Consider the following 26,696-nt stretch of genomic DNA (forward strand, 5'->3'; position numbering starts at 1 on the left):
GCCCGTGTCACAGCCTCGCCACACGATTGTCGATGTGCCCGGGCAACCGGGGAGGCGGCTGGTTAGCATGACGGGGATGACGCTGTCGATCTGATGGGCTGGACTCTCACTATGAGTGAACGAGGCGGAGCGCTACGCGGGCGGCTCGATCAGCTCATGCGGGAGATCGCGAAGTTCGGCGCGGTGGGCGGCGCGGGGCTGCTCGTCAATCTCGCCGTCTTCAACCTGGTGCGGCACACCACCGAGCTCCCCGTGGTCCGGGCGTCCGTCCTCGCCACCGTGATCGCCATCGCGTTCAACTACGTGGGCTTCCGGTACTTCACCTACCGGGACCGCGACAAGTCGGGCCGGACCAAGGAGCTCACGCTCTTCCTGCTGTTCAGCCTGGTCGGCCTGGTCATCGAGAACGGCGTTCTCTACACCGCGACGTACGGCTTCGGCTGGGACAGCCCGCTGCAGAGCAACATCTTCAAGTTCCTGGGCATCGGCGTCGCGACGCTGTTCCGCTTCTGGTCCTACCGCACCTGGGTCTTCCGGGCGCTGCCGGCGCGCGAGGCCGTACAGACCGCGGAATCGTTCCTGGGACAGCCCGCGGCGGAGCCGGACCGGGTCGGCCGCTGAGCCCGTTTCCGGCCGGGGGCCGCGTCAGCTGAACGGGCCGGTGCCGGCTATCTGACAGTCGGCGGGTCGTCCTTGGGCTTGCGCGCCACCCGGCTGAGGAAGAGCGCGAAGACCGGCGGATGCTGCTGCAACAGCTCCAGCCGCCCGCCGTCCGCCTCCGCGAGGTCCCGCGCCACGGCCAGTCCGATGCCGGTGGAGTTGCGGCCGCTGATGGTCCGCTCGAAGATCCGCGCGCCGAGGTCGGCCGGCACGCCCGGCCCCTCGTCGGTGACCTCGATGACCGCCTGGTTGCCGGTGACACGGGTGCGCAGGGCCACGGTCCCGCCACCGTGCATCAGGGAGTTCTCGATGAGCGCGGCGAGGACCTGAGCGACGGCGCCCGGGGTGCCGACCGCGCGCATCCCCGTCTTCCCCGAGCAGACCACCGCGCGCCCCGCGCTGCGGTAGGCCGGCCGCCACTCCTCGATCTGCTGCTTCACGATCTCGTCGAGGTCGAAGACGATCGCGGAGCCGATACGGGGGTCGCGGGAGTTCGTGAGCAGCCGCTCCACGACATCGGTGAGCCGCTCCACCTGGGCGAGCGCGACGCTCGCCTCCTCCTTCGCGGTCGCCGGGTCGTCGGTCTCCGAGATCTCCTCCAGCCGCATGGACAGGGCTGTCAGCGGCGTACGGAGCTGGTGCGAGGCGTCCGCGGCGAGCCGGCGCTCCGCGGTGAGCATCCGCGCGATGCGCTCGGCGCTGGCGTCCAGGACGTCGGCGACCCGGTCGAGCTCGGGAACGCCGTACCGCTTGTGACGGGGGCGCGGGTCACCGGAGCCGAGGCGTTCGGCGGTCTCGGCGAGGTCGGTGAGCGGCGAGGCGAGACGGTTCGCCTGCCGTACGGCGAGCAGGATCGCGGCGATGACGGCGAGCAGCGCGACGGCCCCGATAATCATGAGGGTGCGTCCGACCTCGCGGGTCACGGAGGAACGGGGCTCCTCGACGGTGACGGTCTCACCGCGCTCCCCCTGGGCGACCCCGCGGATGACACTGCCCTCGGGCCGCTCACCGATCTCGATGGACGGCCGCCCGGGGATCTCGATCAGGGCGTAGCGCTGGGCACCGCTCTGGTCGGCGAGGATGCCGGGATTGACGGGCTCACCGCCGATGAGCCGGCTGTCGACGATGCTGACGAGCCGCACGGCCTCGGAGTCGACGCTCTCCTGGGCGCTGTTGCTGATGGTGCGGGTCTCGACGAGGACGAGGGACACGCCGAAGACGGCGATGACGACGAGGACCACGGCGAGCGTGGAATTGATGAGCCGTCGACGCAAGATGCCCTCCGGGCGGGGTGGATGGTGCCGACACCGAGCCTATGGCGTGCGGGGGGTGTTCTCGGCGGGGCACGTCTTGTCGATGGGAGTGGGGGCGTTCCCCACGGGGCGGTGGCTCTCGCCGAGGTCGGTGTTCCCGGGGCCGGGTGCGGCCGTTCCCCGCCGAGGTCGGTGCTCCGGGGGCCGGGCGCGGACGTTTCCCGCCGAGGTCGGTGCTCCGGCGTCGGACGCCGCCGTTCCCCACCGAGGGTTGGTGCTCCCGGCCAGGGCCCGCCTTCCCTGTCGAGCGCGAGGGCTCTTCGCAGGCAGCGGTCGTTCCGTGTCGAGCACCGGGCCCCGGGCACTCCGCCGGGTGCTGGTGCTCTCGCCGGGGGCTGATGCTCCACCGTCGGATGGCCGCCCCTGCCCAGCGGTGCCGTTCGCCATCGAGGCCCTGGCCGCCTCCGGCCGCACGGGGGGCTCCTCACTCCGCTGTCCGCGGGCGCCACCCACCGAGCCCAAGGACTGAGCGCGCCGAACGCGACCGCTCGCCTCGCCTCGTACCGGCGCTCCCCCGCCAGGCGCCCGGTGCTCCGCCGGCACAGGCGCCCCGGCCGGCCCCTGGGCTCCGCGCCGACCGTCCCGTCAGCTCTTCTCGAAGCGGAAACCCACACCCCGCACCGTCGCGATGTACCTCGGGTTCGCCGCGTCGTCGCCGAGTTTCTTGCGGAGCCAGGAGATGTGCATGTCCAGCGTCTTCGTGGACGACCACCAGGTCGTGTCCCAGACCTCCCGCATCAGCTGGTCGCGGGTGACCACCCGGCCCGCGTCGCGGACCAGGACGCGCAGCAGGTCGAACTCCTTGGCCGTCAGCTGGAGTTCCTCGTCGCCCATCCACGCACGGTGCGACTCGACGTCGATCCGCACCCCGTGCGTCGCGGGCGCCGGGGCGGGCTCCGTCGCGCCGCGCCGCAGCAGCGCCCGTACCCGGGCGAGCAGCTCCGCGAGGCGGAACGGCTTCGTCACGTAGTCGTCCGCGCCGGCGTCCAGGCCCACCACCGTGTCCACCTCGTCCGCGCGTGCCGTCAGGACCAGGATCGGCACGGTGTGGCCCTCCGAGCGGAGCCTTCTGGCGACCTCCAGGCCGTCCATGCCGGGCAGGCCGAGGTCGAGAACGACAAGGTCGACACCGCCCGCCAGACCGGCGTCCAGCGCTGCCGGACCGTCCTCGCGCACCTCGACCTCGTACCCCTCGCGGCGCAGGGCGCGGGCCAGCGGTTCCGAGATGGATGCGTCGTCCTCGGCGAGCAGTACACGCGTCATGTGGTGATGGTAGTCCGCGTGACGTGCACATCGGTGCGTCTTCCAACCACCCTGCGGGACTGGGATGCAATCATGGTTGCGACCTTCGATTCAGGGTGGACGGTTCCAGTAAAACCTGTGATCCATCTCTCAAGTCCTTCCATATGCCACTGTGTCGTGTCGTATGGTGGCGAGACGCCTGTTGTACTGCACGGGGACCCTTTGGCCTGCCGGCCAAGGGTCTCTTTTCTGCGCTGAGCCCTTCGGCCCCGAGCGCAGTGAATGACCTGTGGGCCGGGCCCCGGACGCGACGTTGCGCCAGGGGCGTGGATCCCGGTGCGGACCGTCCCCGCCTCCGTCACGACACGGAGCGAACCCCTCGGGCGTGGGGGTGGAGCGGCTTGCTGCCGGTGCCGGCCGCCCCCCACCGGGCGCGTAACCGCTCACGAGGCAGTCGCGTCCCGAGCAAGCAAGGATCGACCATGGCGTCCAGCCTGACGAAGGACTCGGCCAGCATTTCTGGGGACGAGAAGACCTTCTTCGGCCACCCCCGCGGACTGGCCACTCTCTTCATGACCGAGATGTGGGAGCGTTTCTCCTACTACGGCATGAGGGCTCTGCTCCCGCTGTACCTGGTGGCACCGGGCGGTCTGCACATGAGTGCGGCCACCGCGACCGCGATCTACTCGGTCTACCTCTCGCTCGTGTACCTGCTCGCCCTCCCGGGTGGCTGGTTCGCCGACCGTGTCCTCGGCCCCCGCAAGACCGTCGCCGTCGCCGGCGCGATCATCATGCTGGGTCACCTCACGCTGGCGCTGCCGACGTCGGGCACCTTCTTCGCCGGCCTCGGTCTGGTCGCGATCGGTTCCGGTCTGCTGAAGGCCAACATCTCCACGATGGTCGGCCACCTCTACAACGGCCCGGAGGACCCGCGCCGTGACGGTGGCTTCACGATCTTCTACGTCGGGATCAACCTGGGCGCCTTCGCGGCCCCGCTGATCATCGGCACCGTCGGTGAGAGCGTCAACTGGCACCTCGGCTTCGCGCTCGCCGCGCTCGGCATGGGTCTGGGTCTGGCCCAGTTCCTGCTCGGCAGCCGCCACCTCAGCTCGCGCTCCGACATCGTCCCTACGCCGATGACCGCCGAGGAGAAGACGTCCACGCTGCGCAAGGGCCTGCTCTGGCTGGCCGTCGCCGTGGTCTTCTACGGCATCGTGGGCTTCTCCGGTGTCTACACCCTGAACTGGCTGCTGGTCCCGCTCACCGTCGCCGGTCTGATCATCCCGGTGTGGGTCATCGCCCGCATCAAGCGCGACAAGTCGCTCGACCGCGTCGAGCAGTCGAAGATGACGGCGTACATCTGGTTCTTCGTCGCCGCCGCCATCTTCTGGATGATCTACGACCAGGGTGGTTCGACCCTGTCGCTGTTCGCCGACGAGTCCGCGAAGAACACCGTGTTCGGCTGGGAGTTCCCGGTCTCGTGGTACCAGTCGGTCAACCCGGTCATGATCATGGCGCTCGCGCCGGTCTTCGCCTGGCTGTGGATCGCGCTGAACCGCCGCGGCAAGGAGCCGAGCACGATCGTGAAGTTCGCGTCCGGTCTCGTCCTGGTCGGCGCCTCGTTCTTCCTCTTCCTCGCCCCGCTGTCGATCGCCGAGGGCGGTCACAAGGCGGCCGCGATGTGGCTCGTCGCCATCTACTTCGTGCAGACCGTCGGTGAGCTCCTGGTCTCGCCGGTCGGCCTCTCGGTCACCACGAAGATGGCGCCCGTGAAGTACGCCTCCCAGATGATGGGTGTCTGGTTCCTGGCCGTCACCGCCGGTGACGCCACGACCGGTCTGCTCTCCATCGCCGGGGTGAACCTCGACAAGATGGGCATCGTCGGCCTGGAGGCCACGCTCGCCGTGGTCGCCGGTGTCGCGGTGTGGATGTACCGCAAGAAGGTCAAGGAACTCATGGGCGACGTCCGCTGACCCCTGCCCCTGGCCGAGAAGGGCCGCCGCACCGATCCGGTGCGGCGGCCCTTCTCGCGTAACAGCCCCTCAGCGGGAGAGACCCCGCAGCCTCCGCCACGGCGTGAAGGTGAACACCGCGCCGCCCAGCAGGATCACCGTGCCCGCGACCAGGGCCAGGGCGCGCAGGGCGCCGTTGTCCTCGGCGCCCGTCTGGGCCAGGCCTCCGCTGGTGCCCGCGCCTCCCGCGCTGCCCGCTCCGCCGGATGCGGCGCCGCCCGAGGACGTGCCGCCGGACGCGCCGCCCGGCTGGGCCGCGGTGTCGAGTTCCAGGGAGAACGCGACATTGCCGGGCGGGGTGCAGGTCGTCGTCGTACCGAGCGCCTTCACCGTGAAGACACCGGGAGCGAGCGTCGCCTTGCCGGTGGCGCCCGGCTTGTACGTGCCCGTCATGTCGGGGATCGTCATGGGCTCCCCGGACTTGATGGGGTCCTTGTTCAACGGGCCCTCGACATGCACGGTGCCCTTGTCGGCGCCGCCGAGCTTGACCTCCATGGACGGCTTGACCGAGTTCGCCGGGATGTCGGCGGGGCTGTCCATGACGGACTTGGAGAACTTGACCGTCAGGTCGTAACTGCCGCCGTTCTTCTTGGCGTTGATCTGCACCGGGGAGACGGCGTTCTTGTCGCCGATGGGCGTCTTGCAGGCGTAGGCGACGCTGATCTCCTTGCCCTCGAAGTCGGTCTGGCCACCGCCGCCGCCCGTGGTCCCGCCGGAGGTCGTCCCACCGGACGTCGTCCCACCAGAGGTGGTGCCGCCGGACGTCGTACCGCCGCTCGTCGTCCCACCGGACGTCGTCGTCCCGCCGGTCGTGGTCGTCCCACCGTTCGTCGTGCCGCCCGAGGTGGTCGTCCCTCCGGTCGTCGAGCCGCCGCCCTCCGTCACCTTGATCGTGGCACCGGGCTGGACGGCCGCCTTCGGCGAGCACTTCGTGTCCGTCGACAGCGGCTTGGAGACGTTGATGTTGTACGCCCCCGGCGTCAGCGTGATGTCGCCCGCCTTCTCCAGCTTCAGCTTGGCCTTCATGTCCGGCAGCACCATCGGGCTGTTCTTGGGGATGGGCGGGTTCTGGCGCGGTCCCTCCATCTTCAGCTCGCCCGAGGCCGCGCCACCGATCGTGATCGTGCCGGTCGGCTTGACCGTGTCCTTCTCCAGGTCGAGGACGTCCGGGTTCTTGGACGCGGCCTCGACCGTCTTCCACACCACCTCGACCTCGTCCCCGACCTTGGCCTCGGCGGGCGCCGTGATCTGCACCTTCGTGGTGCCCTGAACCGGCGGCAGGCCGGAGATCGGCGGTGGTATGCACTCGGTCGCGTACGAGACCTCGGCTGCCTGAGCGGGGCTCGCGGCCAGCAGGATCCCCGCGCCGCCGAGCATCAGCGCGACTCCCGCCGCGCTCATCCTCCGTTGCGTGCTCACGAATGTCCCTTCGTCGTGGGTCGGTTCTCTGACGGTGCGGAGTCAGCTGTGAACCACGGCAGTGCCGTGGTGGTCGTGGTGCCGGCCGCCGTGGGGGCCGGGGGCGTCCCGCCGCGGGACCTGGTGCCGGGAAGCCGCAGGGCCGGCAGCCGGACGGTGAGGTCGGCGGTGCGGTGCCGGCCCCCGCCCCGCGGGCGGAGCCGGTCGACGACCGCCATGCCGATACGGAACACGGCGGCGGGGACGACGACGGCCAGCAGGACCCAGAAGAGCGTCACGCCCCAGGGACGGCCCACTCCCCACGGCTGCGCGACGATGACCTTCGTGCCGTACTTCACGGAGATCTCGTAGTCGCCGTGTGCTCCGGCAGCCAGTTGAACGGGCAGTTCGACCTGCACCTTCCGGCCGGGCTCGATGGTGCCGCGCCACTGCTGTTCCTCCCACTGCGGCGCGAACACACCGTGCGAGGTGCCGACCTGGAACACCGGGTCCTTCACCGGCGCCGAGCCGAGGTTGCCGACGGTGAACTCGAGCCGGCGGGAGGGCGGGGCACCGAAGAAGACGAGAACGCCGGAGTCGCCTTCGAGCCGGGTCGCGGCGAGCACGGCGAGCCTGCCGCCGGTCGTCTCGCTGGGCAGGGGCGCGGTGGGGTGTCCGGCGACGGTGAACACGGCGTCCACCGCGGTCTGTTCACCGGTGACCGTGGCGACGTGCACCACGCACGGACAGGGCTTGGGCGGTTCGGCGACCGGCATCTTCTTGCTGAACACGCCCTTGGAGTCGGTGGTGACGGCGCGGCCGTCGGCATTGGCGCAGGCGTTGGTGCCGCCGATCACGCCTCTGGCGGGGGTGGCCTGTCCGCAGATCAGCAGCATGAGGAGGGCTCCGGGCCGCCAGCCCGTGCCGCTCACGGTGATGTCGCCGCCCTTGCCGGCCTGCTGCCGGGAGACCGCCACGCCGGGGCCGGGGTCGGCGGCGGAGGCCGTGGGCGCCGGCAGGAGCAGGAGCAGGGGGACCAGGGCGAGCAGCAGCGCCAGGGCCCTGCTCGCTGTTCCGCGCGGGCGGCCGGCTACATCCATCATCATGCTCCTGACCTCGCCAACTGCCGCTCTGTGGTGGCCCGTTCGCACTCGGGGGCAGGGGGACGACCGCGACGGCGGCGCAGCCACAGCGCGGCCGCCGCCGCGCCGAGGGCGAGGGCGGACGCGCACCAGGCCCAGGGCACGAACCGCACCGACGTCGTCGCCTCCGCCGCGGGCGCACCCGCGGCCGTGGCCCGTACGCGGACCTCCACCGCGTCCAGCGCCGGGCGGTCCCGCCAGTTCTCGGTGAGCGTGATGCGCCGGGCGGGCAGGAGTTCGGCGGGCAGGCCCTCCGGTGTGCGGCGCAGCACCTCGCCGAAGAGGCCGTCCGCCGTGATCGTGACGCGCGGTGAGAGGACGGTGTTGCCCCGGTTCACCAGGGTGTAGCGGATGGTGCCGCCCGCGACCGAGACGTCCTCGACGGTGAGGGCCGCCAGCAGCGGCCCGCTGACGCGGAGATGGATCCGTACGCGCGACTCACGGCCGCCCGACGACGCCGTGACGGCGGCACGGTGGTCACCCGGCACGGCATCCGGCGGGACCGTGAGGGAGAGAGGGACCTCCGCGCGGGTGCGCGGCGGGACCGTCACGGAGGGTGCGGCGAGCACGATCCGGCCGCCCTGCCCGTCCGCCCGGAGCCGTACGGTGAGCGGTTTCGTGCCCGGGTTGGTCACGGCCAGCGTGTCCTCGAGCACGGCGCCGGGTGCGCCCTCGGCGTAGATGTACGGCCGGTCCCCGCCCGGCCCGGGCGTCGCCGTCCAGGCCGGGCCGTCCGCCGCCACCGCCGTGACGGGCGTCAACAGCCCGGCCAGCAGCGCGGCGAGAGCGGCGAGGAGCCGTGCCGTCACGGTCAGCCCGCGGTCCGCCGGCCACCGCGCCGGGTCAGCCACAGCACGCCGGCCGCCCCGGACAGCAGCACCGTCCCGCCGAGCGTGCCGAGCGCCGTCGCGGAGTCCAGCGGGCCGGTCCTCGGCAGTTCGTCGCCGCCGGACGGTGTGGCCTGCGAGTTCGACCCGGAGCCGCCCGTCGATCCCGAGCCGCCGCCGGCCGCCGTGACGTCCAGTTCGAGGGAGGGCCGCGGATTGTTCTTCGGCGTACAGGTCGTCGTCGTACCCAGCGCCTTGATCGTCAGCACCCCGGCGGTGAAGGTGACCTTCCCGCTCTTCTTCGGGGTGTACGTGCCCGACAAGTCACTGATCTTGATGGGGGTGTTGGCGGGGATGGCCGCCGCGTTGGACGCGCCGGACACCGGGACCGACCCCTCGCCCGCCCCGCCCACCTTGATGAGCGCGCTCGGGTTCATCGCGCCCTTGCCCAGTTCCACGGGGCTGGAGGAGACGCCCTTCTGGAAGGACATGGTCAGCCGGTAGCCGCCGCCGCTCTTCACCGCCTTGATGTCGATCGGCGAGACCGCGCCCTTGGGGCCGATCGGCGTCTGGCACTGGTAGTCGACGTCCACGACGGTGGCGTGTGCGGCGGGGGCGGCCATGAGCACCACCGGTCCCGCCACCGCAGCCGCCAGCGCGAGTGCCGTCCGTTTCTGGTACCTCACCTCAAGTCCCCTCGGCCGGAAGTCGCCACACGTTACTGACGACACATCAGATCGGGCGCTCAAGGTACGCCTGGGACCTTGGGGAGGGAAGACAAAGAGCACGCCGTATTGACGTGCTCCACAAGAGATTCAAAAACGTGCCGGTACACCCGGGCGAACCGGGAGGGCGCCGCCCCTAGGACGGCGCCGCGAGCTCCGCCCACACGGTCTTGCCGGCCGATTCCGGTGTCCGGACGACCCCCCAGTCCAGACAGAGCCGCTGGACGATGAACATGCCGTGGCCGCCGGGCCGTCCGGCGCGGTGAGGGGTACGGGGCGCGGGCTGGCCGCCCCCGCGGTCGGTGACTTCGAGGCGCAGTACCTTGCCGTCGCTGGCGACCCTCAGCTGCTCCGGGCCGTCGGCGTGCAGGCAGGCGTTGGTGACCAGTTCGGAGACGACGAGGAGGACGTCCTCGGCGGCGGCCCGCCGGTCGGCCGTGGCCGCGGGGAGCCAGCCCCAGTCGTACAGTGCCTGACGCGTGAAATCACGGGCGAGGGGAACGATCCCGCTGGCCGAGCCCAGGGCAAGAGTGCGCACCGGGGCGCCGGGAACCGCGGAGGCAGAGCCGGTGGCGCCTTCGGGCTCGGGGCCGAGGTCGCCCGGCGGCTGCTGCCGGGTGGTGCTCATCAGCGCTTCACCTCACCGATTCACCATTTCGCTAGTGCTTCCATACGCAGAGTGCCGAGTGGCCGACGGTCTGCGGGGTTCTCCTGCCCTGCCGACTCGTGACAACACGTACTACGCCGACAGCGGATTGTCCGACACGGACGACAGGGGTCTGCGTCTCAGTCGGCGAGAGCCGCGTCGAGCGACTCGTGGACGGTGAAGACCGCCTCGGCGCCGGTGATTTCCAGGACCCTCGCCACCACCGGCAGCAGGCCCGCCAAGTGGACGCCACCCCCGGCCGCGTCCGCCTGCAGCCTCGCGGCCAGCAGGACATTGAGGCCCGTGGAGTCGCAGAACTCCAGCTCCGAACAGTCGATGACCAGTCGTGAGCGTCCTCGGGCGAGCGCCTCCTCCAGGGGAGTGCGCAGCAAATCGGCGGTGTGGTGATCCAACTCACCCGCCGGTTTGACTACCTCACTTCGGCCCTCGGTCCGAACCTCGACCTGAAGCCGGCCCCGATTCGCGCTGCCGACCGTCCCGCGGTCCATGCCCGTCCCTCTTCGCCGTGTCGTTCACCGTGTCATCACTGGGCGCCCGCCGTGCACTGCCACTCCGCACGTCGTACTGCACCCAGCATCATCGCGCCGTCGGGCGACGGCGCGACCTCGGCGGAAGACTACGCCTTCCTTACGCCACGGAGCCACCGGAACTCCCTGGCAAATCCGACATACGGAATAATTGGTACTTGCAACTGCCCCTGGGGAGCGGGTAGGCCTAGTACAGACACAACGACCCACGACCGGCTTTGGAGGCGCCGCACACCGCAGCGCATGTATGGGCTTCGGCGGCCATACGCCGAGAACGATGGAGGAGACCATGTCACCCCGGCTCGACGCTTCGCGTACCCCCACCGCGCCGTCGACACTTCCCGAAACGACCGGCGACTCGTCCCGGCCCCTCGAAGGCCTGGAGGATCTCCCCGAGATCCCGCCCTTCGACCAAGTGGGCCCGCTGGACGCACGAGCGCTGTCCAAGACGCTCTTCGGGCGCCTCGAAGGCCTCGAAGAAGGCACCCACGAGCACGCGTACGTACGCAACACGCTCGTCGAACTGAACCTGGCGCTCGTCAAGTTCGCCGCCTCCCGGTTCCGCTCCCGCAGCGAGCTGATGGAGGACATCATCCAGGTCGGCACCATCGGCCTGATCAAGGCGATCGACCGCTTCGAGCTCAGCAGAGGCGTGGAGTTCCCCACCTTCGCCATGCCGACCATCGTCGGCGAGATCAAGCGCTTCTTCCGTGACACCAGCTGGTCGGTGCGGGTACCGCGCCGGCTCCAGGAGTTGCGTCTCGACCTCGCCAAGGCGGGCGACGAACTCTCCCAGCGCCTGGACCGCGCGCCGACGATCGACGAACTCGCCACCGCGCTCGGCATCGGGCGGGACGAGGTCGTCGAGGGCATGGCCGCGAGCAACGCGTACACCGCGAGCTCGCTGGACGCCCAGCCCGAGGAGGACGACTCCGAGGGGGCGCTCGCGGACCGCATCGGCTATGAGGACCACGGACTCGAAGGCATCGAGTACGTCGAGTCGCTGAAGCCGATGATCGCAAGCCTTCCCCCACGGGACCGTAAAATCCTCTCCCTCCGTTTCGTCGCCAACATGACGCAGTCGGAGATCGGCGAGGAGCTCGGAATCTCGCAGATGCATGTGTCCCGGCTGCTCTCCCGCACCCTGGTCAAGCTCCGGAAGGGCCTGACTCTCGAGGAGTGAGGGCGCACCCGCCGAAACGACCTGTGAAGGGCCCATTCCTCAAGGAATGGGCCCTTCCCCGTTATTGACGGGGCCATCCTGATTGGTCCACATTGAGCGCGGGGTAAATGGGGGGGACAACATGGCTCTTGGGGAGGGCTGTCCTGCGGCGTACGCACCACTGGAAGAACTGATGCGCCGGCGTCTGGGCAGGGAATGTCTGTATGTACCGTCATGCCGTCTCGGGCTCTATCTGGCGCTGCGCCACTGGTGCCGGCCCGGCGGCCGGGTGCTGATGTCACCCGTCAACGACGACGTGATCTTCTTCGTGGTGCTCGCGGCCGGTCTGCGGCCGGTGCAGGCACCCCTGCGCGCCGAGGACGGCTCGATCGACGTCGCGGCCGTGCCCGATGCCGTGTGGCAGGGGCTGTCCGCGGTGCTCACCACCAATCTGTACGGCAATCCCGACGAGGCTCCCGGACTGCGTGAGCACTGCGACCGGCTGGGCATCCCCCTGGTGGAGGACGCGGCGCACGCCATCGGCAGCGTGGTCGGCGGGCAGCCGGTCGGGACCTTCGGCGAGGCCTCCGTCTTCAGCCTCTCCAAGCACACCGGCGCCAGGACCGGCGGATTCCTCGCGATCGCCGATCCGTCCCGGCGGTCCGCACTGGAGCGGGCCCGCGACGAGCTGATGGAACCGGCGGGATCGGTGGCGGAGCTGGCCTACGGGCTGAGACCCTACGCCGAGGCCGCCGTGCGGGGGCTCCGGCTCGTCGGGGCGGCCCGCGCCACCCTGCGGCTGACCGGGCGGGAGGAGCGTGAGGGCATACGGATGGCACTGCGGCCCGGCGAACTGGAGCAGGCGCTGACCGCCGCACCCGCGCTCGCGGACTTCACCTCCTGGATACGCGTGGACATGCACGACTACCGGCTCGCCCCCGGCCCGCTGCGGCTGCGCCGCACCCGGCGGCTGCTGAGCCGCCTCGACGGGCTGCTCGACGCGTACCGGGCCGGCGTCCGCACCCTGTCCGCCTCCCGCTGGGCGCTGCCGCGCCCCGGGCCCGTCCAGCCGCTGTTCCGGGTGCCGCTGCTCGTCGAGGACCGTGATGCCGCCGTCGCCGCGCTGGCCCGGCGCCGGATCACCGTCGGCTACCTCTACGACCCGCCGCTCGACACCTACGCGGGGCCGCACTTCACCGACCCGTCGCCCATGCCGCAGGGCGCTGCCTGGTTCGCGCGCCACGCGCTGCCCGTCGATCCCCTGCGGGCCGACGCGGTGCTGGAGGTCCTCAACAAACGGGGCAGCCGTCCCGTTGCGCCGCCGGCCCGCATCGTGGCGGCACAGCCCGCCATGCAGGGCGGGACCGGTGTCTGACACCACCCGACTGCGGAAGCCGCAGCTCCAGGGGTCCGCCGTTCCCGAAGCCCCGGAGACGGACCGGACGGACGCCGCGCCGGCGGACGCCGCCAGCGGCGACTCGATGTTCCGCAACGCCTACGCGCTGATGCTCTCCACCGGTGTCTCCGCGGCCCTCGGCCTCGGTTTCTGGCTGGTCTCGGCGCGCTACTACACCGAGGAGGCCGTCGGCCAGGGCTCCGCGGCCATCGCCGCGATGCGCCTGCTGGCGTCCATCACGGCGACCACGATGATCGGCGCGGTGGTGCGCTACGTCCCCCGGGCCGGGCGCGCCACCGGACCGCTGGTGTGGCGGGCCTATGCGCTCAGCTCGCTCGTGGTGTGCGTGGCCTCGGTCGTCTTCCTGCTCACCCTCGACCTGTGGGGGCCGTCGTACGCGCCGCTCGGCGGCCTCGGACCCGGGATCTTCTTCGTGGCCGCGTGTGTCGGCTGGGCGCTGCTGACGCTTCAGGACGGGGTGCTCACCGGGCTGCGCAGGGCCTTCTGGGTACCCGTGGGCAACGCCGTGTTCTCCATCGGCAAGCTGCTGCTGCTCGCCGTGTTCGCGACGACACTGCCCGTGCTGGGCATCTTCGTCTCCTGGGGCGCGGCCATCGCCCTGTCCGTCCTGCCGCTGGCCTGGCTGATCTTCCGCCGGCTCATCCCCCGGCAGGCCGCGGCCGACCGTGACCGCGAGCCGCCGAAGGCGAGGGAGATCGGTCGGTTCCTGGCCGGTGACTCGGTGGGGTCGCTGTTCTCGCTGGCGATGATCAACCTGCTGCCGGTGATGGTCGCCGTCCGCTTCGACGCCACGCACAACGGCTTCTTCTACATTGCGTACACCGTCGGCGGCACGATGGAGTTCATGGCCATCAACATGGCCTCCTCGCTGACGGCGCACGCCTCGCACAGCCCCGAGACCCTCGCGGCGGGCGTCCGCGGCGCGCTGCGGCGGATGACCGTGCTGCTCGTGCCGGTCGTGATCTTCCTGGTGGTCTTCGCCCCGCAGATCCTCGCCCCCTTCGGTGAGGAGTACGCAAGCCACGGCACGACGGTCCTGCGCCTCCTCGCTGCCGCCGCGCTCCCGCGCGTGGCGGTCGAGCTCTACATCGGCGTGCTGCGCGTCCAGGGACGCACGGGCGTGCTCGCGGTCCTCCAGGGCATGATGTGCGCCCTCGTACTGGGCAGCGCGGCCGTGCTGCTGACGCCCGTCGGCATCGCCGGCGCCGGCTGGGCGATGCTGCTGTCGATGACGCTGATGGCCGTGGTGTCGGCTCCGGGGCTGCGTGCCGCGCTGACGGGCAGCGACCCGAAGCCCTCCCGGTTCGCCCGGCTGCTGCGCACCCGGCGCGGCACGGAGCAGCAGGAGTACGGGACCGAGTGGGCCCGCAGGGCCGCCGAGCGCCGTGAGCGCGCCGCCCTGGAGGAGCGGGAGTACGGCGCCCGCCCGACCTATGTGTCGAGCGGACACGACACGGCGACGCCCGCGTTCGGCTTCCCCGTGTACGTCCCCGAGCCCGCGGACGAACGGCCGCCCGCCGCCGACGGGGCTGAAGACCGGCTCACCCAGTGGCTGTGGCTGTGGCTCGGGATGGCCGCCGGTCTCTTCTGGGTGCCGCTGGCCCGCGCCGAGGACCTGGGCCGGCGCCATCTGCACGACGGCGAACTGCTCGAAGCGCTGCCCCCGGTCACCCTCACCGCGGGCATTCTGCTGGTCGTGGTGTACGTCGCCGCCGTCGCTCTCCAGCGGCCACGCCCGGTACTGACGGGCACAGTCCTCGTGGTGACGGTCGCCGCGCTGCACACCGCGCCCCTGCTGCTGGGCATCCGGCCGGAGCCGGCGGCCGGCTCGTGGTTCGGGGCGTACGCGGACTTCCTCGCGGAGGCGGCCGGACTGGGCAGTGCCGCCGGTGTGCTGACCACGCTGCCCGTCGTCGTCCAGCTGCTGTGCCTCGGGCTCGCCGCGGCGGCGCTGCGCACGGCGGGCGCGGACGGACGGGTCATCGCGGTCGTGGTGTGGCTGCTGGCCGTCGCCGGGTGGGCGGCACAGGACGCCGTGGCCGGGGCGGCGCAGCCGGTGTTCGCGGCTTTCGCGGGGCTCTACGCGGCCACGGCCCTGTGGGCGGCCCTGCGGCGACGGGCGGTCAGCGGGTCGGGACCGGCTGTCTGAACCAGCTGTCGAGGCCGGCCTCGCGGTAACCAGCGAGCGCCGGTCCCTCGTTGACCGTGAGGTCGCACTTGCGCTCCTCGGACGTCGGCCGGTTCCAGTGGACCATCGCCTTCACCCGCGGCATCGTCCGGATGACCTCGGGGATCTCGGTGTACCAGCCGCGCTGCCGGTCGGCGTCGGCCAGGTCGGGCGCGGTGGCGAACTCCGCCATCATCAGGGGCTTCTTCGCGGAGATGTTCTCCAGCAGCCAGTCGTAGGTGGGCCGTTGGCTGTCCTCGAAGGTCTTCCAGTCGGTGGTGTCGTGGCAGCCGAAGTAGTTGTACTGGTCCATGCCGATCCAGTCGACGTAGGCGTCGCCCGGATAGAGCTGCTTCATCACGTCGGCGCTGCCCAGATACCCGGAGACCGTCCACACCCAGACGACGTTGTCCGCGCCCAGCTCCTGGAAGCGCTGGTAGAGGTGCCGGTAGGCGGCGACGTACTCGGCGGGCGTGCCCGCGCCCTCCTTGATGCGCGCGTCGACCTCCTGGTCGAAGGAGAACAGCACCTTCTTCCCGTACGCCTTGAGACGGCGGATCTGCGGGTCGATGATCTCCTTGTCGTGCTTGCCGGAGGCGATGTTCTTCCAGCCGAGCTGGGTCTCCGTGTAGTCCTCGTGATGGCGCTCGGTCCACACCGTGGACTCCCAGGCCAGCATGAGCATGCGCTCCTTGCCGAGCCGCTGCTCGTCCTCGGTGAGCAGTTCGCCGTCGACCTTGTTCCCGGACATGTCGTGGTACGTGTAGACGAGGTCCAGCTTGCGGCCGATCTTCTTCTCGAACGCGAGGACCGGTTCGGCGAGAGAGCCGTCCTCGTCGTACGGAATGTAGGCGCCCCACCAGGCACCGCACCCCGGGACCAGCCGCTCGTCCGGTGCGCAGCTCCCCGTCGGGGACGGGCCGGACGCCGCATCGGCGGGCAGATCCCCGCCCTTCCCGGACGTCGTGCCGGCGCCCCCGCCCCAGACGGCGATCCCGGCGACGAGCAGCGCCACGACCATCAGGGCGGCGGCGGTGTACATCTGCCCGCGGGGCACGGCGCGCCCCTTCACCGGTCCCCCGTCGCGGGCTTGCGTTTCACTCGCTCGGCCGCTCCCTGGGTGGCGGCGGGCAGTGGCAGCCCGGGCAGCGCGGCGACCACGGTCGCGAACGCGGCGAGCGACACCATGAACGCCGTGGCCGAGAACGCCTCCACCAGGAACAGCGAGGTGGCGGTCAGCACACCCAGCGACAGGCTGATCGGGGCCGCCAGCGCGAACGCCTCCAGCCGGGCGCCCGACCGCAGCCGGGCGGGCTGCGGATGGAGCACGGCGAAGCCCGGCCCGAAGCAGACGAAGAGCAGCGCCGGGACCCAGCGCAGCGGCGAACCGCCGGGCAGCGCCGTCGCCGCGAGGGCCACCCAGCCCGAGAGGGCCACCGCCACTCTGAGCCGGTGCTCTTCCACCTTCATCGGACGGTCCCCCCGCTTCCTGTCCCAGGGCCTTGCGGCCGGTATTCCAGTACGACTCCGTACGGATGCTCCTCCACGACCCTGAACAACGGTGATGCCTCCAGGCGCGAACGCAGCGTGGCGAAGCCGCCGGCCGGGAGCAGTCCCTCGCCGGCGCTGTAGATGTCCTGCGTCCGGGTGAGCAGGACGAAGGCTTCGGTACCGCGGGGGATGCCCGCGGCCAGATAGCCCGCCGGATCCTTCAGCATCTTCTCGTTCTCCGGGAGTTCCTGCTCGGCGAAGAACCAGTGCTCCACCTGGTCGTAGCGGTGCAGCGCCTGCGGGAACGAGCCGGTGGTGGCGAGCAGCAACGCGCCCTTGGGAGCCCGGTCGATGGCACGGGTGACCATCGCCGTCTCGGCGGGCGGCGTGTAGTACATCCTCTCCTTGCCGTAGTACGACGGCAGGAATCCCACGACCAGCGCCACCAGCACCACCGGGAGCGCCACCGCCGTGACCCGGCGGCGGATCAGATGGACCCGCGTGGCCGGTCTGCGCAGGCCGGCGACGGGCGGGACGAGCGCGGCGGCCGCGAAGAAGGCCGCTCCCGGGAGCCCGAAGAGGTAGACGCGGAACAGCATTTCGCCGCCGTAGTCGTTGACGGCGAACAGCGGCACGGGAGCGGCCGACACGAGCAGCAGCGGCAGTGCGCTGCGGGTCAGCTTGCGCCGCGTCAGCACCGCGATGCCCGCGAGCGCGGCGACCGCCAGCACCATCAGCACATTGGCGAGTCCCGCCAGCTCCGGCCCCGGCCCGGTGAGCTCACCGGCGTAGCCCGCGCGGGAGTTCTGCATCAGCTCGCCGAGCGAGTCACGCAGGGTGCGCAGGGTCTCCAGGAACAGCGGCCGCCCCATCGTCAGGTCCCAGGCCAGCATGAGCAGTCCGGCGACGGCCAGGAGCCCCCAGTTGCGGTAGCGGCGGGTGAGCGTGAGGGCGAGCAGCGAGGCGCACAGCATCACCGGTGTGAGCTGGTGGGAGGCGTTGATGGCGACGATGAGCGGGGCGAGGATCGCGATGCAGACGGCCCGCTGGCGTACGCCGGTGGGGGGCGGCACCGGGGCCGCCACCGGATCCAGACAGGTGCGGTCGCGCAGCCTGCCCGCCGATCCCGGGCGCACGAAGTGGCGCAGCACCACGGCCAGCACGGTCAGATGCAGCAGGAACGCGAAGCCCTGCGGGGCCAGATAGTCCTGCCCGACCCAGTTGGCCACCTGGAAGATCCAGACGGCTGTCCACACCAGGCGCCAGTCCTCGGTGAAGGTGCGGTAGATCAGGATCAGGACCGGCATGACCAGCAGGCCGAGCACGATCGGCGCCCAGTTGAGATAGGCGGCCGCGCTCTCCACCCCGAAGACCCGCACCAGGGCGGCGTTGAGGGAGAAGAAGCCCGGCCACTGGTCGTACGCCGACATGTTGCCGGACAGGGCGGCGCCCGGCCGCAGTTCACCGTTCGCCAGCAGCTGGTTGATGACCGCGTCGTGCTTGGACGCCCAGGGGTAGCGCACCGAGTCGTACAGCAGGGCGGGCGCCGCCTTGAGCGCGAAGAGCAGTGCGACGCAGTAGGCCGCGGGCCACCACGGTGCGGTTCCCGCCCGGCGCAGACTGAACAGGAAGCCGCAGGTCAGCACCAGCAGCGACAGATGGAAGGCAAGGGGCAGCCGGTCCAGCAGACCGTAGTCGCCCATCGTGCGGAACCCGATGCGCGGCAGCGCGAACAGCCACAGACAGACGCCGGTCAGCAACGGCAGCCAGGTGAGCAGGAGATCCGGCCGGAGCAGGTCCGGGGGTGTCCTGGTGGTGGTCCGGGCCGCGTCGGCGGGCGGCGGCCCCTCTGCCGTCTCCAGGGCGGGCGACGGCACGCTGCGCCCTGTGAGCGGTGCAGGCATGCGTAGGCGCACAGTGCGACTCCCCCCACGAATGTGGTCGCGGCCGTCACGCCGCTTGTCCCTATCGGCGAAGTATAGAAAGAGATTTCGCGTTTGCGTGGCTCTCCCGGATTCTTGTCCGCCGCTTCTGCCGCCGGTCCGCGAACCGCGCCGCCGCGTGCCGGGCGCCCGGCCGTGGACGCGTCCGCCGCGTGCCGGGCGCCGGGCCGTGGACGCGTCCGCGGCTACCCCGCGAAGACCGGCCCCCTGACCGTCGCGCGGGCACGGCGGTAGAGCCGCCAGCCGACCGTTTTGAACGAGTCGGGGAACGGCGCGACCGGTGCGCCGCGGCCCTCCATCCACTCCTCGACATCGGCCGTGGTGTGCGTCCGGCGCAGGATCAGCCGGGAGATGCGGTAGGCCTCGTCGGTCTCCGAACTCAGCGCGTGCCGGACGGCCACCGCCGAGGCGTAGCCCTCGCGCAGCGCGGCCCGGCGCACCGCCCGGCTGTTGTAGCCGTGCGGATAGGCGAGATGGGTCACCTCATGGCCGAGCACGTCCTCCAGCACCCGTCGGGGCTCGCGCAGTTCGCGCCGCAGCTGTGACCGCGACAGCGTGTCCAGCTGCGGGTGGGTGACCGTGTGGGCGCCCACCTCCATGCCGTGCCGCACCAGCAGCGGCACCTGCGCGAGCGTCATCATCGGCGCCGGCGGCAGCAGCGAGTGCCGGCCCGGGGTGATGGCCCCGGTGGTGAGGTACGCGGTGGAGGGCAGTGACCGGGCGGCGAGTGCCTCGGCGGTCGGGCCCGGCAGATCGGCGAAGCCGTCGTCGAAGGTGAGGACGACGGGCCGGTCGGGCAGCGGCCCGTCACCCGCGAGAGCGCGCACGAGCGTCCCGATCGTGACCGGGGTGCGGCCGCTCGCCACGACGGCGTCGAGCTGCGCCTCGAAGTCCTTCGGGGTGACGGTGAACTCCGCGATCCAGTCCGGCGGATCGTCCATGACGGCGTGGTACAGCAGTACGGGAATGCGTGGCATCGTCGCGCCACCGCCTTTCATCGGTTGTCGCGGTCCCACGGCAGCGGTACGCCGCGGACCCGGCGGCGCGCCCTGGCGTAGCCGAGGGGACCCGCCAGCATGCCGCGGCGCTCCAGCCGCGAGAGATGGCGCGGCCAGGGGTGGTCCTGGGCGCCGTGCGCCCCCGGCACGACGGCGCCGCCGGAGTCGCGGTGCGCGGTGATGGTGCGGGCGTGGGCGAGACCCCGGGGCAGCTTCCGCAGCAGGACGGGCAGCAGCGCGGGGCGCCGCACCAGCAGGGCGGTGAGATACGCGGTGAGGCCGGCCCCGTAGCCGTACGCCTGGTTCGTCAGGTCCCGCCAGGTCTCCCGGTGGTGGTGCCAGACCAGGGCCTCGGGGGTGTAGCGCAGCCGGTGGCCGGCGGCGAGGACGCTCACGAAGGCGTAGAGGTCGTCGCCTCCCCGGGCGGGGGTGCCGGTGCCGGTCGCCGGGTCGAAGCCGCCGATCGCGCGCAGCGCCGACGCCCGGAAGGCCATGTTGGCGCCGGAGCCGAAGCTGCCCGCGGTGAACGGGAACAGCGGTTCGTCCGCGGGCGGGTCGGCCGGGTCGTAGGTCCGGGGCGCGAAGCCCTTGGCGAAGCCGCCGTGGCTCTCCAGCAGGATCTGCGCGGGGGTGCCGAGTTTCGCGGGCAGGATCAGGCCCGTCGTGCAGCCGAGGCCGGGGTCGGCCGCGAAGGGCGCGGTCAGGGTGGAGAGCCACCGCCGGTCGGCGACGACGTCGTCGTCGGTGAAGGCGATGACCTCGCCATCGGCGACCGCGACACCGCGGTTGTGGGCGATCGCGAGACCGGGTACGGCCTCGCGGGCGTAGCGGACGCGGTCGGCGTACTTGTGCTCGACGAGGTCCTGGGTGGCGCCGGTGACGGGCGCGTTGTCGACGACGACGATCTCGAAGTCGGGGTGGTCCTGCGCGAGCAGCGAGTCGAGCGCGCGGGCGAGCTGATCGGCGCGCTCGCGGGTCGCGATGACGACGCTGACCCGCGGTGGCGGACCGTCCGCCGGGCCCGCGGTGCGGTCGTCCCCGCCGGGGCCCGCGGTGAGGTCGTCCCGGGCCGGGCGGGCCCCCTTCAGGTGCGCACGAGCGGCCGCCGCCACCGTGGTCGCGGGGTCCTCGCCCGGCGGGACATGGCAGACGATCGTGGCGACCGGGCGGCCGCGCAGCCGGACCAGGGCGTAGACGTCCCCTTCGGCTGCGGGCTCCGCCGCGTCCAGGGCGGGGCCGAAGCTCAGCACGGCGCCCTCGGGGCCGTCCAGGTCCAGTTCGGTGACCTGGATCGGCGGCAACTGCGGTACGTGGGTGTCCATCGTTCTTCCTTGCTTCCGAGTGCTCCCGCTGTCAGTGGCCGCGCAGCCGGGCCAGCCGGTTCAGCGCCGACCGGCCGTATCCGGCGAGCCTGGGCCTGCTGCGGACGAAGCTGTGGGCGCGCCGGCCGGGCTCGCGGCTGATGCGGTACAGCGCGGCTCGCGGTCCCGGGCGGACGGACGAGCCTTCCTGGACGAGCAGTTCGCAGGTGCGCAGCGCGTCCTTGTACTCCGCGTCGCCGCGGCCGAGGTCGAGCATCCCGATGCCCTCCGCCGCCGCCGACTCGGCCATCCGCAGATGCAGGATCAGTCCCGGTGAGTACTTGGCGAACTCCGGGTCGTACGCCGGGAACCAGCAGGACAGCACCGTCCTCGACCGCAGACCGAAGTGCGCGGCGACCGGCCGGTCCGCGGCGTAGAGCACGGAGAGCACTCCGGAGCAGCCGGGCGTGCGTCTCCCGTGGAGGTCGCGCACCAGGGTGCTGATCCAGTCCTTGGCGAACCGGTCGCGGCGGCCCGTCCTGCGGTACTGCGCGGACTTCCATTCCATGAGCCGGCGCAGCGCGGCCGGATCACGCTCGTCGAAGACGAAGCGCACCTCGCCCGCCTGCCGGCCGAGCCTGCGCTCCTTGGCCAGGGTGGTCTTGAGGAACTTGGGCGAACGGGCCCGCAGCTCCTCCTCGTACACCTCGTATCCCGTGCCGACGTCGATGACCGGGGAGGCGAACTCCTCCACCGCCCCGGGCGAGAACAGCCGCTGGCCCGCTTCGAGGTTGTCGAACTCCCAGGCGGACAGCCGGCAGGCCCGCAGCAGCTCGCGGGCCGTGATCTCCAGGCCGGGGCGCAGGATCGCGCCCTGGCAGTCGGACACTCCCAGTCCGATCGCCCGGCCGTGGCCGAGCGGGCCGCGCTCGTGGGGGAAGAAGCCGGCCGGCTCCCCGTCCTCGCGCAGTACGGCCACTGCGGCGCCCGGCCGCACCCGGCCGACGGCCAGGGTGAACTCCGGCTCCATGAAGGGGTTGGCGGACATGCCGGTCTTGGCACGCAGTTCACGCCAGGCCTCCGCCTCCCCTTCCCCCAGCTCCTCCGGCTTCACGACATGAATGCGCACACCGCTCAACTCGACCCCCCGGCCGTTCCCCTGGAACTTCCCCGGACAGGACGCTACCGGTCGAAATGCGCCCAGTCCCCCATTGCGGGGAGCATCACCCATCTTGTGACGGAGTTGTGCAGTTCCAGGCCGTGAGGTTACGTGCGATGTCCGAGTGACGGGCAGGCTTGTGCACCAATGTGGCGGGGATTGGCCAACTGCACTTCGAACGAGACCGGTTGATCGTAGGATCTGACTGCTCCCGACCCCCCTGGGGAGCTTTGTGTGTCCTGGAAGGGCTCAGCTCCGTGATCGTGATCAACGTCGTGGTCTGCAAAGACGCCGATTCGAGGTCGTCGTGGTGAGCCGGGCGGGCGCCGGGCCGGGGGTGTGGTGGCCCGTCGCGTTGATCGTCGCCGCCGCCGGAGCCGCGCTGACCGGCCGGGCCGCGGCCGACGCCGAGTGGCGGCAGATCCTGGCCGGCGGCTGCGCCGCCGTCGCGGTGCTGGTGATCGCCTGGGCCGTGATGCTGTCACGGCAGCTGGCGCTGGAGCGGGCGGGACGCGACCTCGACCGCCGCACCGCGGCCGCCCGCGGCGCCGAGATCGCCCACCTCGCGGCGGTCCGGCTGCCCGCGATCACCGAGCGGCTGCGCACGGGCCAGCGGCTGGACACCGTGCCGGGCCCGCTCGCACCCGCCGCGCACACCGGCGAGGAGTTCGCCCGTGCACTGACGGCCGTGGTCGACGCGCTCGGCTCGGACGACGCCGTGCGCCGCGAACGGGCGCTGCGGGACTCCGTCCAGGCGGCCTTCGAGTCGGTCGCCCGCAACATGCACGCCATGGCCACCGTCCAGCAGCAGGTGCTCGACCGCGTCGAGCAGACCATCGACGACCCGCGGCTGATGGCCGAGGTCATGAAGGCCGACCACGCGGCGGCCCAGATGACCCGCAAGTCGCAGACCCTGCTGGTGATGTGCGGCATCTGGCCGGCCCGGCGCGAGACCCGGCCGGTCTCGCTCTACGACTGCGTACGCGGCGCACAGTCCCGGATCGTGGAGTTCGGCCGGATCGACGTGCACGGCGGCCAGACGCTCTACGTCGTCCCGCCCGCGGTCGAGGGCCTGATGCACGCCGTCGCCGAACTCCTGGAGAACGCCACGGTCTTCTCCCCCTCCCGCACCCAGGTCGTCGTCACCGTCCGCGAGGTGGGCGCAGGCGCCGTCGTGGAGATCGACGACGCCGGGCTCGGCATGCCGCCGGACGTGCTCCACCAGGCCCAGGCCCGGCTGCGCGAGGAGATGGACCTGGCGAACCTCGGCGCGGTGCCGCGCCTCGGTCTCGCCTGCGTCGGGCGCTGGAGCCGGGAGCTCGGCTTCAAGGTGGAACTGACGGGAGCGTCCGCGTACGGCGGCACCCGTGCGGTGACCTTCGTGCCGTACCGGCTGCTGACCGAGCCGCTGTCGCACTTCTCCGACGTCACCGACCGCGGCACCGTCTCCGTGTCCCGGGCCGACCGGCCCGGCACCCACACATCGCCGCACGGCACAGCTCAACAGGCAGCCCTCCAGGGGCATGCCGCGCCGGGGGCGCTGCCTCGCCGGCGCAGCCGCCGCGGCGCCGCCGTGGAGGCCGCCGCCCAGCAGGCCCTCCAGGCACCGCCACCCGCGCCGGCCGCACCCGACGGGCCTGCCTGGACCCCGGAGGCCGCTCGGGCGTCGATCGCCAGTGTGGTCTCCGGTTCGCGCCGCGGGCGCGCTGCCGTGGAGGACACCACAACCGACCCGTACGACGAAAGCGATGGAGGCCGGCCGTGACCGGGACCATAACCAGACTTCCCGACCTGGGCTGGATGCTGCGACCGCTGACCGAGATCCCGGGCGTCCGGCACGCGGTGGTGGTCTCCGAGGACGGGCTGCGCCTCGGACACGCGTCGGCGGAGAACCTCTCGGGCCCCGTCGCCTCGCTCAGCGTGGGCGAGGCCGAGGCGCTCTCCGCGGCCTGCGCCGCGATGACGATGACCGGACGCTCCACCGCCGCGCTGCTGTTCGGCGGCGGCGCCGGGGTCCGTCAGCTGATGCTGGAGTCCGAGCACGGCTTCGTGCTCTTCACCCACGCGGGAGTGGGCGCGCATCTGGGCGTGGCCACCGACCCGAGTGCCGATGTCGGACTGGTCGCCCAGCAGATGCAGTTGCTGGTCGCGAAGATCGGCGCGCACCTGGCCAGCCAGCCGCGGGACCCGGTGACCGATTCGTCATGACCGACCGCCCGGAGGAACGGACCACATCGGCGGTACGCCCGTATGTGATCACAGGGGGACGCTCGGACAGCGGCGGTGAGCCGCTGTCCTGGGAGACCCTCGTGATGGCCACGGACGCCGCCTTTCCCGCGTCCCTCCAGCCGGAGCACCACATGATCCTGGCCCAGTGCCAGGGGCTGCTGTCGGTCGCCGAGGTGGCGGCCCACATCGGCCAGCCGCCCTCGGTCGTCCAGGTACTGCTGTCCGATCTCGTCGAGTGGGGACTGATCGTGGTCCGCCCGCCCGTCCCGCCGGCCGAACGCACCGATGTGACCATGCTCAGAAAGGTCCTCCATGGCCTCGAAAGCCGCCTCTGACGCCCCGGGCCGGGCGCCGGGTGACGCAGCGGGACACCCGGGCCCGCCCCCGGTCGCCCAGCCGGGCAAGTACGTCACCCCCAGCGTCGCGGGCGCCGCGAAGATCCTCGTCGTCGGACCGCTGGGGGTCGGCAAGACGACGCTCATCGGCACCGTCTCGGAGATCGCGCCGCTGTCGACCGAGGCGATGATGACGCGGGCCGGCGCCCGGGTCGACACCCACGTCCACAGCGGCAAGACGACCACCACCGTCGCCCTGGACTTCGGCCGGATGACGATCGACGGCGATCTGGTGCTCTATCTGTTCGGCACCCCGGGCCAGCCGCGCTTCCTGCCCGCCTGGCGGGACCTCGCCAAGGGCTCGCTCGGCGCGCTGGCCCTGGTCGACACCCGTGACCTGGAAGCCTCCTTCGACGCCCTGGGCAATCTGGAGGACCTCGGGCTGCCGTTCGCGGTCGCCGTCAATCTCTTCCCGGAAAGCCCGCAGCACGACGAGAAGGAGCTGCGGGCAGCGCTCGACCTGCTCCCCGAGACCCCGCTGGTCACCTGCGACGCCCGGGACGCCCGCTCGTCGGTCGGAGCACTGATCGCTCTGGTCAGCCACCTCATCAACGCCGCCACGGAGTCGTCATGACCGTCCCGCCCCCGCCCACCGGCACCTCCCGTCCGCCGGCCGGCGGGCGCTGCCCGGTGGCCACCCCGCTGTACGGCCCGGACCTCGACGGCGACACCATGCCCGCCTTCTACGAGAAGCTGCGCCGTGAACACGGCCCGGTGGCGCCGGTGACCATCGCGCCCGGCATGCAGGCCTGGCTGGTGCTCGGCCACCGCGAACTGCTCCGGCTCACCCGCGAGGAGCAGGACTTCTCGCACGACCCGCGCCGCTGGACCCTGCTGCGCGAGGGACGGGTGCCGCTCGACTCGCCGATCATGCCGATGGTCGGCTGGCGGCCCGCGCTGCTGTTCACCGACGGGCAGCAGCACCGCCGGATGCGCTCCGCCGTCTCGCACGCACTGGCCTGCATCAACGGGCACGAACTGCGCCGCAGCGTACGGGCCACCGCCGAGCGGCTGATCGCCTCCTTCGCCGACCGCCGCGAGGCGGACCTGGTGCCGCACTACGCGCGCAAGCTGCCGCTCCAGGTCATCACCGGCCTGCTCGGCCTGGACGAACGGACCGGCCAGCAGCTGGTGCAGGCGATCGCCGGGATGGTCGCCGCCAACGCGGACTCCGTCAACGCCGCCCAGCGCATGAACACGATCCTCCAGGGCCTCATCGAGGAGAAGCGGCGCAGACCCGGCAACGACGTCACCTCGTCCCTGCTGCACCACCCGGCCCGTCTCACCGACGAGGAGGTGCTGCACAACCTCGTGGTGATGTTCGTGGCCGGCAACCAGACCACCGTCAACTGGATCGCGACCACGCTGCGCATCCTGCTGTGCGACCCGGCCTTCCGCTCCTCGCTCACCGGCGGGCACCTGAGCGTGGACGACGCGCTCGACCTGGTGCTGTGGCGCTACCCGCCGACGCAGAACTTCCCCGCCCGCTACGCCACCCGGGACCTGGAGTTCGGCGGCCAGCACATCCGCACCGGCGACATGCTCCTCCTCGGCCTCGCGGGAGCCAACCAGGACCCCGAGGTCCTGCCGCCCGACGGCGTCCCGGTGACCGGCAACCGCTCGCACCTGGCGTTCGGCGCGGGTCCGCACACCTGCCCGGCGCAGGACCCGGCCCGGCTCATCACCCGTACCGCCGTGGACACCATCCGGCACCGGCTGCCCGATCTGGAGCTGGCCGTACCGGAGTCGGACCTGGGGTGGATCAAGTCGCCCTGGAGCAAGGGGCTGGCGGCGCTGCCGGTGCGGTTCACCGAGCCGCAGCTGCCGCAGGCCGCGCAGTCCCCCACCGCAGAGCAGCAGGCCTTCTCGCCGACCTTCCCGCAGTCAGGAGAGCCCCGTTGAACACCTCCCCCAGCACGCC

Annotated in this window: 24 protein-coding genes; 10 read left to right on the plus strand and 14 right to left on the minus strand. The window is 71.7% G+C overall.

What is annotated here, in order from left to right; all coding sequences use genetic code 11:
* The first annotated feature begins 111 nt into the window (after positions 1–111).
* Positions 112–621, plus strand: a complete 510-nt coding sequence (locus OHA05_RS14235) for a GtrA family protein (protein WP_313945951.1) — start codon at positions 112–114, stop codon at positions 619–621.
* 47 nt (positions 622–668) lie between these two features.
* Here the strand turns inward: OHA05_RS14235 and OHA05_RS14240 are convergent, their stop codons facing one another.
* Together OHA05_RS14240 and OHA05_RS14245 are read right to left on the minus strand one after the other, a co-directional pair.
* A complete protein-coding gene (locus OHA05_RS14240; protein ID WP_313945950.1) occupies positions 669–1,934 on the minus strand; it encodes an ATP-binding protein in 1,266 nt (421 codons plus the stop codon).
* Positions 1,935–2,558: 624 nt separating this feature from the next.
* A complete protein-coding gene (locus tag OHA05_RS14245; protein ID WP_313945949.1) occupies positions 2,559–3,236 on the minus strand; it encodes a response regulator transcription factor in 678 nt (225 codons plus the stop codon).
* A gap of 461 nt (positions 3,237–3,697) precedes the next feature.
* Between OHA05_RS14245 and OHA05_RS14250 the strand changes: the two genes are divergently transcribed.
* Positions 3,698–5,188: an oligopeptide:H+ symporter gene (locus OHA05_RS14250; RefSeq protein ID WP_328860770.1), complete on the plus strand. Its 1,491-nt coding sequence runs from the start codon at positions 3,698–3,700 to the stop codon at positions 5,186–5,188.
* Positions 5,189–5,257: 69 nt separating this feature from the next.
* Here the strand turns inward: OHA05_RS14250 and OHA05_RS14255 are convergent, their stop codons facing one another.
* The 6 genes from OHA05_RS14255 to OHA05_RS14280 form a co-directional block, all read right to left on the minus strand.
* Positions 5,258–6,628, minus strand: coding sequence for a hypothetical protein (locus OHA05_RS14255; protein ID WP_328863390.1), 1,371 nt, complete (start codon positions 6,626–6,628; stop codon positions 5,258–5,260).
* A gap of 14 nt (positions 6,629–6,642) precedes the next feature.
* On the minus strand, positions 6,643–7,731 hold the full coding sequence (locus OHA05_RS14260; protein ID WP_328860771.1) for a hypothetical protein: 1,089 nt from the start codon (positions 7,729–7,731) through the stop codon (positions 6,643–6,645).
* On the minus strand, positions 7,728–8,576 hold the full coding sequence (locus OHA05_RS14265) for a COG1470 family protein (RefSeq protein ID WP_328860772.1): 849 nt from the start codon (positions 8,574–8,576) through the stop codon (positions 7,728–7,730). The genes OHA05_RS14260 and OHA05_RS14265 overlap by 4 nt, the downstream gene beginning before the upstream one ends.
* 2 nt (positions 8,577–8,578) lie before the next feature.
* On the minus strand, positions 8,579–9,280 hold the full coding sequence (locus OHA05_RS14270; RefSeq protein WP_313945945.1) for a peptidase: 702 nt from the start codon (positions 9,278–9,280) through the stop codon (positions 8,579–8,581).
* A gap of 175 nt (positions 9,281–9,455) precedes the next feature.
* Positions 9,456–9,947 carry an ATP-binding protein gene (locus tag OHA05_RS14275; protein ID WP_313945944.1) on the minus strand — a complete coding sequence of 164 codons (492 nt, stop codon included), beginning with the start codon at positions 9,945–9,947 and terminating at the stop codon, positions 9,456–9,458.
* A gap of 158 nt (positions 9,948–10,105) precedes the next feature.
* Positions 10,106–10,474: an STAS domain-containing protein gene (locus tag OHA05_RS14280; protein ID WP_313945943.1), complete on the minus strand. Its 369-nt coding sequence runs from the start codon at positions 10,472–10,474 to the stop codon at positions 10,106–10,108.
* 328 nt (positions 10,475–10,802) lie between these two features.
* On the opposite strand from OHA05_RS14280, the gene OHA05_RS14285 reads away from it, so the two are divergent.
* The 3 genes from OHA05_RS14285 to OHA05_RS14295 all read left to right on the plus strand — a co-directional run bounded on the left by OHA05_RS14285 (position 10,803) and on the right by OHA05_RS14295 (position 15,241).
* Entirely contained in the window at positions 10,803–11,696 is an 894-nt protein-coding gene (locus OHA05_RS14285; protein ID WP_328863391.1) for an RNA polymerase sigma factor SigF, read from the plus strand.
* 172 nt (positions 11,697–11,868) lie between these two features.
* Positions 11,869–13,050, plus strand: coding sequence for a DegT/DnrJ/EryC1/StrS family aminotransferase (locus OHA05_RS14290; protein WP_313948981.1), 1,182 nt, complete (start codon positions 11,869–11,871; stop codon positions 13,048–13,050).
* A complete protein-coding gene (locus OHA05_RS14295) occupies positions 13,043–15,241 on the plus strand; it encodes a lipopolysaccharide biosynthesis protein (RefSeq protein WP_328860773.1) in 2,199 nt (732 codons plus the stop codon). The genes OHA05_RS14290 and OHA05_RS14295 overlap by 8 nt, the downstream gene beginning before the upstream one ends.
* Here the strand turns inward: OHA05_RS14295 and OHA05_RS14300 are convergent.
* From OHA05_RS14300 to OHA05_RS14325, 6 genes are all read right to left on the minus strand, one after another.
* Positions 15,216–16,301, minus strand: coding sequence for a glycoside hydrolase family 26 protein (locus OHA05_RS14300; protein ID WP_413777845.1), 1,086 nt, complete (start codon positions 16,299–16,301; stop codon positions 15,216–15,218). The genes OHA05_RS14295 and OHA05_RS14300 overlap by 26 nt on opposite strands.
* 26 nt (positions 16,302–16,327) lie before the next feature.
* On the minus strand, positions 16,328–16,729 hold the full coding sequence (locus tag OHA05_RS14305; protein ID WP_313945940.1) for a hypothetical protein: 402 nt from the start codon (positions 16,727–16,729) through the stop codon (positions 16,328–16,330).
* A complete protein-coding gene (locus tag OHA05_RS14310; RefSeq protein ID WP_313945939.1) occupies positions 16,726–18,654 on the minus strand; it encodes a hypothetical protein in 1,929 nt (642 codons plus the stop codon). The genes OHA05_RS14305 and OHA05_RS14310 overlap by 4 nt, the downstream gene beginning before the upstream one ends.
* A 224-nt stretch (positions 18,655–18,878) precedes the next feature.
* Positions 18,879–19,670: a polysaccharide deacetylase family protein gene (locus tag OHA05_RS14315; protein ID WP_313945938.1), complete on the minus strand. Its 792-nt coding sequence runs from the start codon at positions 19,668–19,670 to the stop codon at positions 18,879–18,881.
* 17 nt (positions 19,671–19,687) lie between these two features.
* Positions 19,688–21,013, minus strand: a complete 1,326-nt coding sequence (locus tag OHA05_RS14320) for a glycosyltransferase (protein WP_328860774.1) — start codon at positions 21,011–21,013, stop codon at positions 19,688–19,690.
* 31 nt (positions 21,014–21,044) lie between these two features.
* On the minus strand, positions 21,045–22,121 hold the full coding sequence (locus tag OHA05_RS14325; protein WP_328860775.1) for a GNAT family N-acetyltransferase: 1,077 nt from the start codon (positions 22,119–22,121) through the stop codon (positions 21,045–21,047).
* A gap of 340 nt (positions 22,122–22,461) precedes the next feature.
* Between OHA05_RS14325 and OHA05_RS14330 the strand changes: the two genes are divergently transcribed.
* Genes OHA05_RS14330 through OHA05_RS14350 form a run of 5 tightly spaced genes read left to right on the plus strand, consistent with a single transcriptional unit; the run spans position 22,462 to position 26,677 of the window.
* Entirely contained in the window at positions 22,462–23,916 is a 1,455-nt protein-coding gene (locus tag OHA05_RS14330) for an ATP-binding protein (protein WP_443043694.1), read from the plus strand.
* The gene (locus OHA05_RS14335) at positions 23,913–24,359 is read left to right on the plus strand and encodes a roadblock/LC7 domain-containing protein (RefSeq protein WP_313945935.1); all 447 of its coding nucleotides are present in this window, start codon (positions 23,913–23,915) and stop codon (positions 24,357–24,359) included. The genes OHA05_RS14330 and OHA05_RS14335 overlap by 4 nt, the downstream gene beginning before the upstream one ends.
* Positions 24,356–24,715, plus strand: a complete 360-nt coding sequence (locus tag OHA05_RS14340; RefSeq protein WP_313945934.1) for a DUF742 domain-containing protein — start codon at positions 24,356–24,358, stop codon at positions 24,713–24,715. Before OHA05_RS14335 ends, OHA05_RS14340 begins: the two co-directional genes overlap by 4 nt.
* Positions 24,693–25,349: a GTP-binding protein gene (locus tag OHA05_RS14345; protein ID WP_328860776.1), complete on the plus strand. Its 657-nt coding sequence runs from the start codon at positions 24,693–24,695 to the stop codon at positions 25,347–25,349. Before OHA05_RS14340 ends, OHA05_RS14345 begins: the two co-directional genes overlap by 23 nt.
* Positions 25,346–26,677 carry a cytochrome P450 gene (locus tag OHA05_RS14350; RefSeq protein WP_313945932.1) on the plus strand — a complete coding sequence of 444 codons (1,332 nt, stop codon included), beginning with the start codon at positions 25,346–25,348 and terminating at the stop codon, positions 26,675–26,677. The genes OHA05_RS14345 and OHA05_RS14350 overlap by 4 nt, the downstream gene beginning before the upstream one ends.
* Positions 26,678–26,696: the final 19 nt, after the last annotated feature.

The organism is Streptomyces sp. NBC_00306 (assembly GCF_036169555.1).
GTDB classification, from domain to species: domain Bacteria; phylum Actinomycetota; class Actinomycetes; order Streptomycetales; family Streptomycetaceae; genus Streptomyces; species Streptomyces achmelvichensis.